This is a genomic window from Nitratireductor lacus (genome assembly GCF_056431025.1).
The window spans coordinates 1-15,741 of record NZ_JBWKMB010000008.1 but is presented as its reverse complement, the minus strand read 5'-3'; the positions used below and the strand labels follow the sequence as shown (position 1 = coordinate 15,741).

15 protein-coding genes are annotated in these 15,741 nt (G+C 61.4%); 10 read left to right on the top strand and 5 right to left on the bottom strand.

Annotated features, from left to right (window positions below):
* Positions 1-30 precede the first annotated feature (30 nt).
* From AC07E3_RS08305 to AC07E3_RS08285, 5 genes are read right to left on the bottom strand one after another with little or no spacing between them, the layout of a single operon-like run.
* Complete coding sequence (locus tag AC07E3_RS08305; RefSeq protein WP_336064867.1) at positions 31-1,290, bottom strand: molybdopterin molybdotransferase MoeA; 1,260 nt, start codon at positions 1,288-1,290, stop codon at positions 31-33.
* Entirely contained in the window at positions 1,287-1,787 is a 501-nt protein-coding gene (moaC, locus tag AC07E3_RS08300) for a cyclic pyranopterin monophosphate synthase MoaC (protein ID WP_478361144.1), read from the bottom strand. Before moaC ends, AC07E3_RS08305 begins: the two co-directional genes overlap by 4 nt.
* 3 nt (positions 1,788-1,790) lie before the next feature.
* Positions 1,791-2,606 (bottom strand): indole-3-glycerol phosphate synthase TrpC, encoded by an 816-nt coding sequence (trpC, locus tag AC07E3_RS08295; RefSeq protein WP_478361142.1) that lies wholly within the window; start codon positions 2,604-2,606, stop codon positions 1,791-1,793.
* Positions 2,596-3,627, bottom strand: a complete 1,032-nt coding sequence (gene trpD, locus AC07E3_RS08290; protein WP_478361140.1) for an anthranilate phosphoribosyltransferase — start codon at positions 3,625-3,627, stop codon at positions 2,596-2,598. Before trpD ends, trpC begins: the two co-directional genes overlap by 11 nt.
* Positions 3,628-3,635: 8 nt before the next feature.
* The gene (locus AC07E3_RS08285; protein WP_478361138.1) at positions 3,636-5,522 is read right to left on the bottom strand and encodes a SurA N-terminal domain-containing protein; all 1,887 of its coding nucleotides are present in this window, start codon (positions 5,520-5,522) and stop codon (positions 3,636-3,638) included.
* Positions 5,523-5,695: 173 nt separating this feature from the next.
* Here AC07E3_RS08285 and tpiA point away from each other — a divergent pair, with 173 nt between their 5' ends.
* The 10 genes from tpiA to AC07E3_RS08235 form a co-directional block, all read left to right on the top strand.
* A complete protein-coding gene (gene tpiA / locus AC07E3_RS08280; RefSeq protein WP_478361136.1) occupies positions 5,696-6,442 on the top strand; it encodes a triose-phosphate isomerase in 747 nt (248 codons plus the stop codon).
* Between the two features lie 257 nt (positions 6,443-6,699).
* Positions 6,700-7,086: a preprotein translocase subunit SecG gene (secG, locus tag AC07E3_RS08275; protein WP_065817475.1), complete on the top strand. Its 387-nt coding sequence runs from the start codon at positions 6,700-6,702 to the stop codon at positions 7,084-7,086.
* Positions 7,087-7,232: 146 nt separating this feature from the next.
* The gene (locus AC07E3_RS08270; RefSeq protein WP_322339139.1) at positions 7,233-8,861 is read left to right on the top strand and encodes a CTP synthase; all 1,629 of its coding nucleotides are present in this window, start codon (positions 7,233-7,235) and stop codon (positions 8,859-8,861) included.
* Between the two features lie 87 nt (positions 8,862-8,948).
* A complete protein-coding gene (locus tag AC07E3_RS08265; protein ID WP_478361133.1) occupies positions 8,949-9,854 on the top strand; it encodes a VOC family protein in 906 nt (301 codons plus the stop codon).
* A complete protein-coding gene (gene kdsA, locus AC07E3_RS08260) occupies positions 9,851-10,681 on the top strand; it encodes a 3-deoxy-8-phosphooctulonate synthase (protein ID WP_478361131.1) in 831 nt (276 codons plus the stop codon). Before AC07E3_RS08265 ends, kdsA begins: the two co-directional genes overlap by 4 nt.
* 138 nt (positions 10,682-10,819) lie before the next feature.
* Positions 10,820-12,094, top strand: a complete 1,275-nt coding sequence (eno, locus tag AC07E3_RS08255; RefSeq protein WP_336064851.1) for a phosphopyruvate hydratase — start codon at positions 10,820-10,822, stop codon at positions 12,092-12,094.
* A 77-nt stretch (positions 12,095-12,171) separates the two neighbouring features.
* Entirely contained in the window at positions 12,172-12,492 is a 321-nt protein-coding gene (locus tag AC07E3_RS08250) for an FtsB family cell division protein (RefSeq protein ID WP_478361128.1), read from the top strand.
* A gap of 210 nt (positions 12,493-12,702) precedes the next feature.
* Positions 12,703-13,764, top strand: a complete 1,062-nt coding sequence (pdhA, locus tag AC07E3_RS08245) for a pyruvate dehydrogenase (acetyl-transferring) E1 component subunit alpha (protein WP_065817470.1) — start codon at positions 12,703-12,705, stop codon at positions 13,762-13,764.
* A 13-nt stretch (positions 13,765-13,777) separates the two neighbouring features.
* The gene (locus AC07E3_RS08240) at positions 13,778-15,175 is read left to right on the top strand and encodes a pyruvate dehydrogenase complex E1 component subunit beta (RefSeq protein ID WP_478361126.1); all 1,398 of its coding nucleotides are present in this window, start codon (positions 13,778-13,780) and stop codon (positions 15,173-15,175) included.
* 13 nt (positions 15,176-15,188) lie between these two features.
* The coding region (locus AC07E3_RS08235) for a biotin/lipoyl-containing protein (protein WP_478361124.1) at positions 15,189-15,741 on the top strand (553 nt) is incomplete at its 3' end.

The following is a 15,741-nucleotide window of genomic DNA, read 5'->3' as shown; positions in this document are numbered from 1 at the left end:
CAGCGCCGCTCTCCGGCGGATACCTGGAGGCTATGCCAGCATCAGAACGCGGCAGCGCGAACCTGGCTCGGCAGCCGGCGCGCCCGGTTCGCGCACGATAAGCGCATTGGCCGCGGCCAGGGTGGTCAGCATGGAGGAATCCTGCAGCGAAAAGGGCGTTGCGATCAGCCCTTCCGGGCCGGAAGCGACCGAAGCGCGGATATAGTCGCGGCGATCGTCATTCTCGCGCAGGGCACTTGCCAGAACCGCTGCGCGCAGATCCGGCGTATGGCTGCGCTGGCCAAGGCGGGCGACAAGCGGGCGCAGGAAAAGATGGGCGCAGACAAGGCTTGAGACCGGATTGCCGGGAAGGCCAAGCACCCGCATGGTTCCGGGGGCATCGGACCGGAAAGTGGGATCCTGTTTTCGGCTGTTCCGATCTTCCAGCCGGCCAAACATGAGCGGTTTGCCCGGGCGCATGGCGATCTTCCAGAAGTCGAGCGACATGCCGGCGTCGAGCAGGGCCTGCCGCACCAGATCGCGCGCTCCCACGGATGCGCCGCCAAGGGTTACAAGCACATGCGCACCCGCCGCGGCGGCCCTTTGCACTGCGGCGGTGATCGTGGCGCTGTCGTCGCCGACAATGCCCAGATCGAGGATCCGGGCCCCTTCGCTTTTGGCAAGAGCCCCAATGGCGAACCCGTTGGAAGCCACGATCTGATCGGGGCCGCAGGTTTCGCCGGGCCGCACCAGCTCATCGCCCGTGGCGATGATGGCAACCAGCGGGCGCTCGGTCACCGAAAGCATCGCGTGGCCGGCGGCGGCAGCAAGACCGACACCGGCCGGCCCGAGCCGGCGCCCCTGTTCGAGAACGACATCGCCTTCGACAAAATCGAGCCCGGCCCTGCGGATGTGGCGCCCGCTGGCCACCGTGCTCGTTGCTTCGATGCTGCCATCGTCGAGAAGGTCGGCGTTTTCCTGGATGAGGATCGTATCGGCGCCTTCCGGCACCGGCGCTCCGGTGAAGATGCGAACGGCTTCGCCGGCGCCGACCGCGCCATGAAACCGATTGCCGGCGGCCGATTCCCCGATCACGCGCAACCGCACCGCACGCGGAGTTTCGACATCCGCAGCCCGCACGGCGTAGCCATCCATGGCCGACGCGTCGAAAGGCGGTTGTGTGCGCATCGCCGAAAGCGGGGCGGCCAGAACACGCCCGTCTGCCTCTTCGATCGGCACCATTTCACCGGGCAGGGCTTTCACGCCGTCGAGAATACGCTCCAGCGCCTCGTCCACCGGCAGAAGCGTCATGCCGAAGGCTCCGGTGCGCGCCAGTCGCCGGATTTGCCTCCGGTCTTTTCGAGAAGGCGAACGTCTCTGATGATCATTCCCTTATCCAGCGCCTTGGCCATGTCGTAGATGGTCAGGCAGGTGATGGAGACGGCCGTCAGCGCTTCCATTTCAACCCCCGTCTGGCCGGTCACCCGCACACGGGCACGCACTCTCAGGCCGGGCAGCGCGTTATCCGGCTCAATTTCCACCACCACTTTGGAAAGCGCCAGCGGATGGCATAGCGGAATGAGGTCAGATGTTTTCTTGGCGCCCATGATACCGGCTATGCGCGCGGTGGCGAGCACATCGCCTTTTTTGGCATTGCCCGAAAGGATGGCTTCCAGCGTTTGCGCCTGCATGACGACAGCGCCTTCGGCGACGGCCTCCCTGCGGCTTTCCTGCTTGCCGCTCACATCCACCATATGCGCTTCTCCGGAAGCGCCGATATGCGTCAGCTTTCCGGTTTCATCGCTCATCGCTCAGCCTGCCGGATGTGCCGTGTCGAGCCCCAGCAGGGCACGGGTTGCGCCGGCGACATCCTCCTGCCGCATCAGGCTTTCGCCGACCAGAAAGGTGTTCATGCCGGCACGCGCCAGGCGACGGCAATCTTCATTGGTGAAGATGCCGCTCTCGCCAACCACCAGCCGGCTTTCAGGCACGCGCGGAGCCAGCCGTTCGCTGGTTTCAAGGCTTGTTGCAAAGGTACGCAGATTGCGATTGTTGATACCGATGAGGCGTGACGAAAGCTCGAGAGAGCGCTCCAGCTCACGCTCGTCGTGGACCTCGATCAGGCAGTCCATGCCGAGTTCGAGGGCGGTATCTTCAAGAGCCCGGGCTTCATCGTCCGAAACGCTGGCCATGATGATCAGGATGGCGTCCGCCCCCCAGCTGCGCGCTTCGTAAACCTGGTAGGGTTCGAACAGGAAATCCTTGCGCAGCGCGGGCAACGCACATGCGGAGCGGGCAGCTTCGAGAAACGCAGGCGCACCCTGAAAGGAAGGTCCGTCGGTCAACACGGAAAGGCACGCAGCACCGCCTTCTTCATAGGCCGCGGCCAGCCGGGGAGGGTCGAAATCTGCCCGAATGAGCCCGCGCGACGGGCTCGCCTTCTTTATTTCGGCAATCAGTCCAAAGCGGCCGGCCGCCTGTTTCTGAAGAAGTGCATCGGCGAAGCCGCGCGGTGCCTCGACATCGCGTGTTCTGGCGACAAGATCGGGCAGAGGCGTGGTGGTCTTGGCCGCGGCGATTTCCTCGCGTTTATAGGCTTCGATCCTGCGCAGAATATCAGTCGTCACCGGTTGTGGCTCCCCTGTTCGAAACCTCGATCAGCTGATTCAGGGTGGCCAGCGCATGCCCGTGGTCAAGCGATTCAGCGGCCAGCTTCATGCCATCCTTCAGGGTTTTTACGCGCCCTGCGACAACCAGCGCCGCACCCGAGTTCAACAGGCAGATGTCGCGGTAGGCGTTTTTCTCGCCTTCCAGCACCGCTTTCAGCGCCCTGGCATTGTACGCCGCTTCGCCGCCTTTCAGATCCGCCATCGTGACCCGCTTCAGGCCGACATCCTCGGGCGTGATCTCAAAATGGCGGATTTCACCGTCCTCGAGCGCCGCAACCTGCGTCGTTCCGGCGGTCGTCATCTCATCCAGTCCTGCGCCGTGAACGACCCAGGCGGACTCTGTGCCCAACTGTTTGAGCACGTCGGCGATTGGCGCCACCCATTCCGGTGCGAACACGCCCACAAGCTGGCGGCGGACACCCGCCGGATTGGAAAGCGGCCCGAGAAGATTGAAGATCGTGCGGGTCCCGAGCTCAACGCGTGACGGCCCGACGTGACGCATGGCAGAGTGATGGGCGGGCGCAAACATGAAACCCAGCCCCGCTTCGTTGATGCAATCGGCGATCTCCTGCGGGGTCAGCTCGATATTGATGCCAAGGGCAGCCAGTGTGTCAGCCGCACCGGACCGCGAAGAGAGCGCCCTGTTGCCGTGCTTGGCGACGGGCACGCCGGCACCCGCAACGATGAAGGCCGAGCAGGTCGAAACATTGTAAGAGCCGGAGGCATCGCCGCCGGTGCCGACGATGTCCACCGCGTCATCGGGAGCAGAGACCGGCAGCATCTTGTCGCGCATCGTGGCAACCGCGCCGGAAATCTCTTCCACGGTCTCGCCGCGCACGCGCAGAGCCATGAGAAAACCGCCGATCTGGCTTGGCGTCGCATCGCCCGACATCATGATGTCGAAAGCCTGCCTTGCCTCGTCAAAGCTCAGTGAGGCGCCGGAAGCGACCTTGGCGATGTAGGTTTTGAATCCGTTCATCTGCCGCCTCAGAAGCTCAGGGCTTCCTGCATGGCCGCCCGGTTCACCGTAACCGGATATTTGCCCTGCAGGCGCGTAACCATCTGGTCGAGCAGGTCATCGGCAAGTGCTGAACGCATCGTGGCGCGCTGATTGTCGGGAATGCTCTCCGCCGTCGCACTGGCCGGCTCGAATACTTCCGTGACCCTGAACAGGAACTGGCCGTCGCCAGCCGGATTCGCAAAAACGCCGGTTCCGTTGCGCGGAACGGAGAACACCGCCGCAACACCCGCCTGGCCGAGATCGGCGTCGTTGGCATTGCGCTTGAGGCCGCGCTTGACCTGCTTCTCCTGGCCGATTTCGGTCGCGATTTCGTCCAGCGACGCACCTTCCTGAAGACGCTTGGCGAATGCAGAGGCACGCTCGGCCAGCAGGCGGTCCGTTTCCGCCTTCAGCCAGTCCTGTGTGACCTGATCGCGAACTTCATCCAGCGTACGGTCGCGCTCGGGCGTGATGCCCTCGACCTCATAAAACACAAAACCGTTGCCGCCCATGGAGAGCGGCGCATTTTCAATGCCGGTTTCGCTTTCGAAAACCTCGCGCAGAAGCTCGGCCGAAACGGGCAGGTCGCCCACAATGGTTCCATCAGGGCGGCGCGCACTTGCGTCGATGGCCTCGATGGTCCGCATGGAAAGCTTCAGTCTTTCTGCAGCTTCGGCCATGGAAGCGCCGCCTGCGCGGGCGTCTTCATAGGAATCATGAACATCAAGCAGAACGCGCGCTGCCTCTTCGAGCGCCAGGTCCTGGCGAATCTCGCTCTCGACTTCGCTTAGTGGCTGTACCACCTCGGGCTGGATGTCCGAGACATAGATGATGACGGGTCCAAAAGCCCCGTCGATCACATCGCTGAACTGGTTCGCCTCGAGCGAGAATGCCGCATCGGCGACAGCATCGTCTGCAACGTCACCGCGGGAGAGCGTACCAAGGGCGATGTCCGCGCTGCTTTTGCCGGCAGCCGTTGCCACATCTGCAAAATTCTTGCCGTCCAGCAGGTCCTTGAGCGCGGCTTCAGCCGCAGCACGGTCCGAAAACACGATCTGGTCAATCGTGCGCTTCTCCGGTGTCGTGTAGCGATCGCGCAGATCCTCATAGGCTTTCTGCACCTGCACATCGGAAATGCCTTCCGGGTCCGCGATATCGGAGGGTTCAAGCTTCACATAGCTGAACTTGCGGTATTCGGGGGCGGCATAGGCGTCCTTGCGCTCATCGAACCAAGCCTGCAGAGTGGCATCGTCCGGCTGGGCGACTGGTTCGACAAGAGCCCGGGGCACGGCGAGATACTCGACGGTGCGGTCTTCGCCACGATAGAGCGCGAGATTCTTGAACAGCTCATCCGGGACGCTCATGCCGTCTGTCGCGGCTTCGACAATCTGCTGGCGAATGGCCACCTGCTCACGGTTCTTCAGATAGTCCTCGGGACGCATGCCGATCTGGCGCAGCACGAAATCGAACTGCTGGCGGTCGAAACGGCCATCGGGCCCGCGGAATGCCGGGTCGTCCGCAGTCAGCTGGGCGAGCTTGTCACCCGAGAGGCCAAGGCCAAGCCGGCGGGCCTCTTCGTCCAGCAAGGCGCCGGCGGCAAGCTGCTGCAGCACCTGATCGTCCAGACCGAAGGCGACAGCCTGCTCGCGCGTGACGCGGGTTCCAAGCTGTTGTGAAAGAGCGTTGATCTGCCGGTCATAGGCAAGCCGGAAATCCAGCATGGAGACCGAGGAGCTGCCGGCAGACAGAACGTTGCGGGACTGGTCATTCAGAACCTGGCCGGAAATACCCCAGACAGCAAAGCTCACGACAAGTAGGCCCAGGAGCAGCTTGGCGATCCAGGTGGAGGCGGCGTTTCTCAGACTGTCGAGCATGGCTTTTCCGAAGTTCCTTGGTGTATTCGGGGCAGTGTTCCCCACGAAGCGCAATAGCGTCCCAGACGCCAAGTGTCGATAGCGGAGTGGGAATTGCCATCCCAATTGCTTTTGCATCAGCCCGCGTTTTTGCTAGGGAGGCTGCCGAGTTTGGTTTTGTTGAGGACACCGCCATGACGCCCGGAATTCGCCCCCTGATCGCAGGCAACTGGAAAATGAACGGTATGAGCGCCGATATCGGCGAGTTGAAGGCGATAGGCGAGGGATCGTTCAATGGCGCCGAAGCCCTTCTATGCGTGCCGGCAACGCTGATGATGCTGGCGCGGGATGCGCTGGGCGGAAGGGTTCATCTTGGCGGACAGGATTGCCACACGGCAGCATCCGGTGCCCATACGGGCGATGTTTCGGCCGAAATGCTGGCGGATGCCGGCGCGACCCATGTTCTGGTCGGCCATTCGGAACGCCGTACCGATCACGGCGAGACCGACGCCCTCGTGTCCGACAAGGCGGAAGCTGCCTGGCGTGCCGGACTGACGGCGGTGATCTGTATCGGCGAGACAAAGGCGCAGCGCGAAGCGGGCGAAACGCTTTCGGTTCTCTCACGGCAAATTCTCGGGTCCGTTCCCAAAGGCGCACAGGCGAAAAACACGGTGGTTGCGTACGAACCGGTCTGGGCCATCGGGACCGGCTTGACGCCAACGGTTGAGGACGTTGCCGAAGCGCACAGGCACATTCGTGGCGAACTGGAAAAGCTTTTGGGAGAAGAGGCCGGGACGATGCGGCTTCTTTATGGAGGGTCGGTCAAACCGGGCAACGCGACGGAACTGCTTTCGGTCGAGCACGTGGATGGCGCGCTCGTCGGCGGGGCGAGCCTGAAGGCGGTGGATTTTCTGGCGATTGCGGCTGCCTGTCCGGTCTGAGACAGAGAAAACGCTTGCGTTACAGCAGCAAGCGCCTATGTGAGGATGGGTTTGACGGGAATTCGGGAATTCCGGCTGGTTTGACCGAAAACCGTCACAAACTCTCCAAAACGGATGCGTATGGCTCCGTTTTCTGGAAAAATTTTACAGGCGCCAGGACGCGGATTTCCAGCGGTCTTGGAAAATCGGCAAAAGCCGTGTAATGAGCCGCGTCCGCATTGAGGCGGATGCTTCGAGCCGGAGAGCCGGAAGGAAACATGCAGACCGTTATCATCGTCATTCATCTGATCGTCGTGGTCGCGCTGGTTGGCGTCGTCCTCATGCAACGCTCCGAGGGTGGCGGGCTTGGCATCGGCGGCGGTTCCGGTTTCATGTCCGCGCGCGGTGCAGCCAATGCCCTGACGCGCACGACGGCCATTCTGGCGGCGGCGTTCTTTGCGACATCGCTGGCCCTGTCGCTGATCGCCCGTTACGGCGCGAGCCCGACGGACATTCTGGACCGTATCCCTGCCGGAAGCGAGCAGACGGAAGGTTCGGGTGGCGTTCTCGACCAGCTTGGCGGTGCGGGCGCCTCCGCTCCCACCGAGGAGCCTGCGGCTCCGGCTGACGCCAATCCTGAAGATCAGGTTCCCACGGGGCAGTAAGCTCCGTGCCGCGAGGTTGACCGGTCGCCTGAGCTGCGGCCGGCTTTGCCAATCGCAAAACTTATTCACCGCGGGGCGCAAAAAGATTTGCGTCTCGTTATTTTTTGCTGGCGGAATCGCCTGTGTCCGGTTAAGCGATGAGTCCCATGGCGCGATATGTTTTCATAACCGGCGGCGTGGTCTCCTCCCTCGGAAAAGGCATTGCAGCAGCGGCCCTTGGCGCGCTGTTACAGGCCCGTGGGTACCGCGTTCGCATCCGTAAACTCGATCCCTACCTGAATGTTGATCCGGGCACGATGTCGCCCTATCAGCATGGTGAGGTTTTCGTCACCGATGACGGTGCCGAGACCGACCTGGACCTTGGCCATTATGAGCGCTTCACGGGGCGCTCGGCCAACAAGCAGGACAACATCACCACAGGCCGGATCTACCAGAACATTCTGGAAAAAGAGCGTCGTGGCGACTATCTGGGCGCCACGGTGCAGGTGATCCCGCACGTTACCGACGAGATCAAGCAGTTCGTCCTCGAAGGCAATGACGATTACGATTTCGTTCTGTGCGAAATCGGCGGAACCGTCGGCGACATCGAGGCGATGCCCTTCCTCGAAGCGATTCGCCAACTCGGCAACGAACTGCCGCGCGGCAACGCCGTCTATGTGCATCTGACACTGATGCCGTGGATTCCGGCGGCGGGCGAACTCAAGACGAAGCCGACGCAGCATTCCGTGAAGGAATTGCGTTCCATCGGCATTGCCCCTGACATCCTTCTGGTGCGCGCGGACCGGGAAATCCCCGCGGAAGAACGGCGCAAACTGTCGCTCTTCTGCAATGTGCGCGAATCGGCCGTCATTCAGGCGCTCGATGTGGCGCATATCTACGACGTGCCGATGGCCTACCACGAGGAAGGTCTCGATTCGGAAGTGCTTTCGGCTTTCGGCATCGATCCGGCGCCCAAGCCCCGTATGGAGCGTTGGGAAGAAGTCGCAGACCGCATCCACAATCCCGAAGGTCAGGTCACGATTGCCGTTGTCGGCAAATACACCGGTCTGAAGGACGCCTATAAGTCGCTGATTGAAGCACTCTCGCATGGCGGCATGGCAAACCGGGTGCGCGTGAAGCTCGAATGGATCGAGGCGGAAATCTTCGAGAAGGAAGACCCGGCTCCGTGGCTTGAGAAAGTGCATGGCATCCTGGTGCCGGGCGGCTTCGGAGAGCGCGGCGCGGAAGGCAAGATTCTCGCCGCCAAGTTCGCACGCGAGCGCAAGGTGCCGTATTTCGGCATCTGCTTCGGCATGCAGATGGCCTGTATCGAGGCGGCCCGGTCTCTGGCCGGGATCGAAAAGGCTTCCTCCACGGAGTTCGGCCCGACCAGCGAACCGGTCGTCGGCCTGATGACCGAGTGGCTCAAGGGCAATATGCTGGAGAAGCGCACGGCCTCCGGCGACCTCGGCGGCACGATGCGTCTCGGCGCATACGAATCGAAGCTTGTCGAAGGCTCCAAGATTGCGGGGATCTATGGCTCCGAGGAGATTTCCGAGCGTCACCGCCATCGCTATGAAGTGAACATCGGCTATCGTCAGAAGCTCGAAGAGTGCGGACTGGTCTTCGCCGGTCTTTCACCCGACGGCGTTCTGCCGGAGACGGTCGAATATCCCGATCATCCCTGGTTCATCGGCGTGCAGTATCACCCCGAGCTGAAGAGCCGGCCCTTCGAGCCGCATCCGCTCTTTGCTTCCTTCATCGAAGCAGCTGTGGAGCAGTCGCGTCTCGTTTGATAATCTCGCCCCGCTGCCGCAGCGGGGTGATCTTTCTTCACCGGTGGAGCACTTGCAAAGCGCCGGGGCTTAGGGCACATGCGGTGCATGGTTTCTGAAGACGACGTGCATCCTCCACGCAAGCTCGACCATTGTGTTTTGCCAACCGCCGATCTGGCGGTTGCGCGCGGGCGTCTGGAAGCGCTCGGCTTCACCGTGGCAGCGGATGCCGCTCACCCGTTCGGAACCGGGAACTGCTGCGTTTTCTTCGCAGACGGGTCTTATCTCGAACCGTTGAGCCGGGTGGCCCCGCAGGCTGCGCTTGAGGCGGAAGCTGCAGGCAATGTTTTCGTGCAGCGTGACGGCGTGTTTCGCGAAAAATTCGGTGATGAAGGATTTTCGGCGGTGGTTCTTGGAACCGGCGACGCTGATGAGGATCACAAGCGCTTTGTCGATTCTGGCATATCGGCCGGCGATCCGCTTTCATTTTCGCGTCCGTTTCGCGATATCAACGGGCACGAAGCGATCGCTTCGTTTCGCCTTGCCTTCGCCGTACCGGAAAGCGCAAACGGCTATTTCTTCTTCACCTGCCAGCGCGTGAACTTACCGGCTGCAGGTCGCGGTGCACTGGAAAAGCATGCAAACGGCGTGACAGGAACGGCGCGGATCGTCATGCTCGCCGCCGCCCCGGCTGACTATGCAGGGTTTCTCGACGCGTTCTCCGGTGAAAGGCACCGGATACCGGCGACAGAGGAAATCCTTCTGAAGCTTGCCAATGCCGAGCTGACGGTGATTACGCCGGATATTTACAAAACCAGATACGGCCTAGACCGGGTGCCGGCGTCCGGCCGGTTCGATCTGGCTGCAATCGTTTTCCAATGCCTGGATCTGGCCGGGCTGCGCGACCATTTGAAGGTGCGACAGGTTCTGTTTGCCGAACATGACGGTGCGGTCATCGTTCCGCCGGCGGCAGGGCAGGGTGCCGTGTTTGTCTTTGAGGAGTTCACCCAATGAAACCCAATCCGCGTGTGACTGTCGGCAAGGTCGTTTTCGGCAACGACGCGCCGCTGGCGCTGATCGCCGGGCCCTGTCAGATGGAAACGCGTGAGCACGCTTTCGATATGGCAGGTGCGCTCAAGGAAATCACGGATGAGCTTGGAATCGGCCTCGTCTATAAGAGCAGCTTCGACAAGGCCAACCGCACATCACTCTCTGGGAAGCGCGGGGCGGGGCTGGATGCGGCCATGCCGATCTTCGCCGACATTCGCAAGGAGTTCGATCTCCCGGTGATTACGGACGTTCACACCGAGGAACAGTGCCGGATCGTGGCCGACGTGGTCGATGTGCTCCAGATCCCGGCATTTCTGTGCCGCCAGACCGATCTCCTGATCGCTGCAGCAAAGACCGGCAAGGTGGTGAATGTGAAGAAGGGGCAGTTTCTTGCGCCCTGGGACATGGAAAACGTGATCGCCAAGGTGACGGAATCGGGCAATCCCAATGTGATGGCGACCGAGCGCGGAACCTCGTTTGGCTACAACACGCTTGTCTCGGACATGCGCGGACTGCCGCAGATGGCGGCGATGGGCGCACCGGTCATCTTCGATGCAACCCACTCCGTCGCCCAGCCGGGCGGCCGTGGCGGCTCATCCGGCGGGCAGCGCGAATTCGTTGAAACGCTGGCGCGTGCTGCAGTCGCGGTGGGCGTGGCCGGCGTCTTCATGGAAACACATCAGGATCCCGACAATGCACCCTCTGATGGTCCGAACATGGTGCCGCTCCACGAGATGAAGGGGCTTCTTGAGCGTCTCATGGCGTTCGACCGGATCGCAAAGGCTGCCTGAACCTCAGGCGCGACATTGAGTTTTCACGTGTCTGCGCTAAGAAAAGCGCGGACATTTCCTCTTGGGTTTTCACTACCGGGGTTTTTACTCCCCTGGGGGGCTTACCCAAGATCAACCTCCAGATCAGAGAGAGCTAAAATGACTGCCATTCTCGACATTGTCGGACGCGAAATACTGGACAGCCGGGGCAACCCCACCGTCGAGGTCGATGTGGTTCTGGAAGACGGCTCGATGGGGCGTGCCGCAGTGCCTTCGGGCGCATCGACCGGTGCTCATGAGGCCGTTGAACTGCGCGATGGCGGCAAGCGCTATCTCGGAAAGGGTGTCGAGCAGGCAGTCGATGCCATCAATGGCGAAATCTTCGAGACCCTGAGCGGGCTAGAAGCTGAAAATCAGATGCAGATCGACCAGGCGATGATCGATCTCGACGGCACGCCGAACAAGAGCCGTCTTGGCGCAAATGCGATCCTCGGTGTTTCGCTGGCGGTGGCAAAGGCTGCGGCCGAAGCCACCAATCTCCCGCTCTACCGCTATGTGGGCGGGGCCTCTGCGCATGTTCTGCCGGTTCCGATGATGAACATCGTCAATGGCGGCGCCCATGCCGACAACCCGATCGATTTCCAGGAATTCATGGTGATGCCCATCGGCGCATCCTCGATCCGCGAGGCCGTGCGCTGGGGGTCGGAAATCTTCCACACACTGAAAGCAGGGCTGAAGGATGCCGGCCACAACACCAATGTGGGCGATGAGGGTGGCTTTGCGCCGAACCTGAAAAGCGCCGAAGACGCACTGGATTTCGTTCTCGCCTCCATCGAGAAGGCCGGCTACAAGCCGGGCGAGGACGTGGGCATCGCACTCGACTGCGCCGCGACCGAGTTCTTCAAGGAAGGCAAATACGTCTACGAAGGTGAAGGCCAGACGCGTGACGGCAAGGCGCAGGCCGAGTATCTTGCAAAGCTCGTCGGCAACTATCCGATCATCTCCATCGAAGACGGCATGTCGGAAGACGATTTCGAGGGCTGGAAGATCCTCACCGACCTGGTGGGCAACAAGGCGCAGCTCGTGGGTGACGATCTGTTCGTGACCAATTCGGCGCGCCTGCGCGACGGCATCAAGATGGGCATCGGCAATTCGATCCTCGTCAAGGTCAATCAGATCGGCACGCTGACGGAAACGCTCGACGCGGTGGAGACGGCGCACAAGGCCGGCTACACGGCGGTGATGTCGCACCGCTCCGGCGAGACCGAGGATTCGACCATTTCGGATCTGGCCGTTGCCACCAATTGCGGGCAGATCAAGACCGGCTCGCTGGCACGTTCGGACCGGACGGCGAAGTACAACCAGCTTATCCGCATCGAGGAAGAGCTCGGTCCGCAGGCGCGCTACGCCGGGAAATCAATCCTGCGCGGATAAAGTTCTCAGGTGACCGTAGGGAAATAACGGTCCTTTAAGCAACATATGGTCACATGCGGGAGAAGGGTTTTTTCCGCATGTGGACACGTCATCACAAACGCCGCAACACTGGCCGCCTGATCGTTCCAACGATCACGGGGCTGTTTCTCGCCTATTTCGGCTTTCATGCCTACAATGGCGAGTATGGCATCTACTCCAAATACAGGCTCGAGACGCGTATCGCGGAAGCTCAGGCGCGGCTTGACGCCCTTGTTGTCAAACGCAAGGAGCTGGAGCATCGTGTTGCTCTGGTGAATGATGGCAGTCTTGAGAAGGACATGCTCGACGAGCAGGCGCGCCGCGCGCTGAATCTGGCTCGGGAAAATGAGGTGATTATCCTCATTGGCGCCGATCAGTAAATTAACTGAATTTCACTTAATCAACAATAAGGTGTGAAAATCCAATCATTTAGCTGCATGGCAGCTATGCGGATTTTGAATGGCCGAATTGTGTTCCACGTGCTAGCTTCATCTACCATAAGCGGGAGATGACGGGAGGCTCATGGCGCAATTTCTGCCTGGCTCCACCGTTGCACAAATTCCCCGGAATGTCAGCTAGGGAGTAAAGGCATGGCGCGAGCCGCAAGCAAGACAAGTGCCGCAAGGTCACGCTCGACCAAAAAAGGGGCGGCAGGGGCTGCCGTTCAGGCACCCAAACCCCCAAAGCCAGAAGATTTCGACAAGGAGCAGGAGCTTCACGCCTATCGTGAAATGCTTCTGATCCGTCGCTTCGAGGAAAAGGCCGGCCAGCTTTATGGCATGGGCCTGATCGGCGGCTTCTGTCATCTCTATATCGGTCAGGAGGCTGTCGTCGTCGGCATGCAGATGAGCATGAAGGACGGCGACCAGGTGATCACCGGTTATCGCGATCATGGTCACATGCTCGCAACCGGCATGGAAGCGCGCGGCGTGATGGCCGAGCTTACGGGGCGCCGTAACGGCTACTCCAAGGGCAAGGGCGGCTCCATGCACATGTTCTCCAAGGAGAAGAAGTTTTATGGCGGTCACGGCATTGTCGGTGCGCAGGTGCCGCTCGGCACGGGCCTTGCCTTTGCCAACCGCTATCGCGGCGACGACAGCGTTTCGATCACCTATTTCGGCGATGGCGCGGCCAATCAGGGCCAGGTCTATGAAAGCTTCAACATGGCCTCGCTGTGGAAGCTTCCGGTGGTCTACATCATCGAGAACAACCGCTACGCCATGGGCACTGCGGTGGCGCGCTCCTCGGCGGAAACCGATTTCTCCCATCGCGGTCTTTCCTTCAAGATCCCGGGCATTCAGGTGGATGGCATGGATGTGCGCGCGGTGAAGGCTGCCGGCGATCTGGCCGTGGACTGGTGCCGTTCGGGCAAGGGGCCGATCATCCTCGAGATGCAGACCTACCGCTATCGCGGCCATTCCATGTCCGATCCGGCAAAATACCGCTCCAAGGATGAAGTGCAGAAAATGCGCTCCGAACATGATCCCATCGAGCAGGTGAAGCAGCGTCTCGTGGCCAAGAAATGGGCAGACGAGGACGCGCTTAAGGCAATCGACAAGGAGGTGCGCGACATCGTCGGCGATTCGGCCGAATTCGCGCAGACGGATCCGGAACCGGATGTGTCTGAACTTTACACCGACATTCTGCTTTGAGGGGAGGGCCGACATGCCAACCGAAATTCTCATGCCCGCGCTCTCGCCGACCATGGAAGAGGGCAATCTTTCCAAATGGATCAAGAAGGAAGGCGATGCCGTCGCGCCCGGTGACGTGATCGCCGAGATCGAAACCGACAAGGCGACCATGGAAGTGGAAGCCGTGGACGAAGGCACGCTCGGAAAAATCCTGATCTCCGAAGGCACCGAAGGCGTGAAGGTGAATACGCCGATCGCCGTGCTGCTGGCAGATGGCGAGAGCGACGCCGATCTCGACAAGGCTGCCTCGAAGCCGGCTACCGAACAGAACAAGTCCGCCGATGACAGCGCCGCGAAGGCCGAGCCGGAAGAAAAGTCTGCCGGAACGGTGCCGGCGGCGCCCGAGGTGAAAGTTGCGGCGGATCCGGACATTCCGGAAGGCACGGAGATGGTTTCGACCACCGTGCGCGAGGCGCTGCGCGATGCCATGGCCGAGGAAATGCGCCGCGATGGCGACGTCTTCGTCATGGGTGAAGAGGTGGCCGAATATCAGGGCGCCTACAAGGTGACGCAGGGGCTGCTTCAGGAGTTCGGCGACAAGCGCGTGGTCGACACGCCGATCACCGAGCACGGCTTTGCCGGCGTTGGCGTCGGTGCGGCCTTTGCCGGGCTGAAGCCGGTGGTTGAGTTCATGACGTTTAACTTCGCCATGCAGGCGATCGATCAGATCGTCAATTCGGCAGCCAAGACGCTCTATATGGCCGGCGGCCAGATGGGCGCGCCCATCGTGTTTCGCGGACCGAACGGGGCGGCGGCCCGCGTGGCGGCACAGCACTCGCAGTGCTACGCGGCCTGGTACGGTCATATTCCCGGCCTGAAAGTGGTGATGCCTTATACGGCAGCCGACGCGAAGGGGCTTTTGAAAGCCGCGATCCGCGATCCGAACCCGGTGATCTTCCTCGAAAACGAAATCCTCTACGGCCAGAGCTTTGACGTTCCGAAGATGGATGATTTCGTGCTGCCGATCGGCAAGGCGCGCATCCACAAGGAAGGCAGGGACGCGACCATCGTTTCCTTCGGCATCGGCATGACCTATGCGGTCAAGGCGGCGGAAGAGCTGGCGGGCGAGGGCATCGACGTGGAGGTCATCGACCTGCGCACGATCCGCCCGATGGATCTCGATACGGTGATCGCTTCGGTGAAGAAGACCAACCGTCTGGTGACAGTGGAGGAAGGGTTCCCGCAGTCTTCGGTCGGCGCGCATATCGCCAGCCAGGTGATGCAGCGGGCCTTCGACTATCTCGACGCGCCGGTGATCACGGTCGCGGGCAAGGATGTGCCGATGCCCTATGCGGCCAACCTGGAAAAGCTGGCGCTGCCAAACGTGGCCGAAGTGGTCGAGGCGGTGAAAGCCGTTTCCTATCGCAGCTAAGGGGGAGGATACCATGCCGATCAAAGTCACCATGCCTGCCCTTTCGCCGACGATGGAGGAAGGCAATCTCGCCAAATGGATGGTCAAGGAAGGGGATAGCGTCGCGCCCGGCGATGTGATCGCCGAGATCGAGACCGACAAGGCGACCATGGAAGTGGAAGCCGTGGATGAGGGTACCGTCGCCAAGATCGTCGTGCCGGAAGGCACCGAAGGCGTGAAGGTCAACGCGCTCATTGCGGTTCTGGCCGAAGAAGGCGAGGATGCGGGCGAAGCGGCGAAAGCTGCCGAGGGCGGTTCCGACTCCAAGCCTGAACCCAAGGTGGAATCCAAGGCGGAAAAGCCTGCAAAGGAAGAAGCTCCCGCGGCCAAATCCGAGGCAAAGCCGGCTGAAGCGAAAGCAGCACCGTCCGCTGATGGCGAGCGTGTATTCGCCTCTCCGCTCGCCCGCCGTCTGGCGAAGGAAGCCGGTCTCGACCTGTCCGCCATCGCCGGTTCTGGCCCGAAGGGCCGGATCGTCAAGGCCGATGTGGAAGCCGCCGGCAAGGATGGCGGTGCGAAGGCAGCCG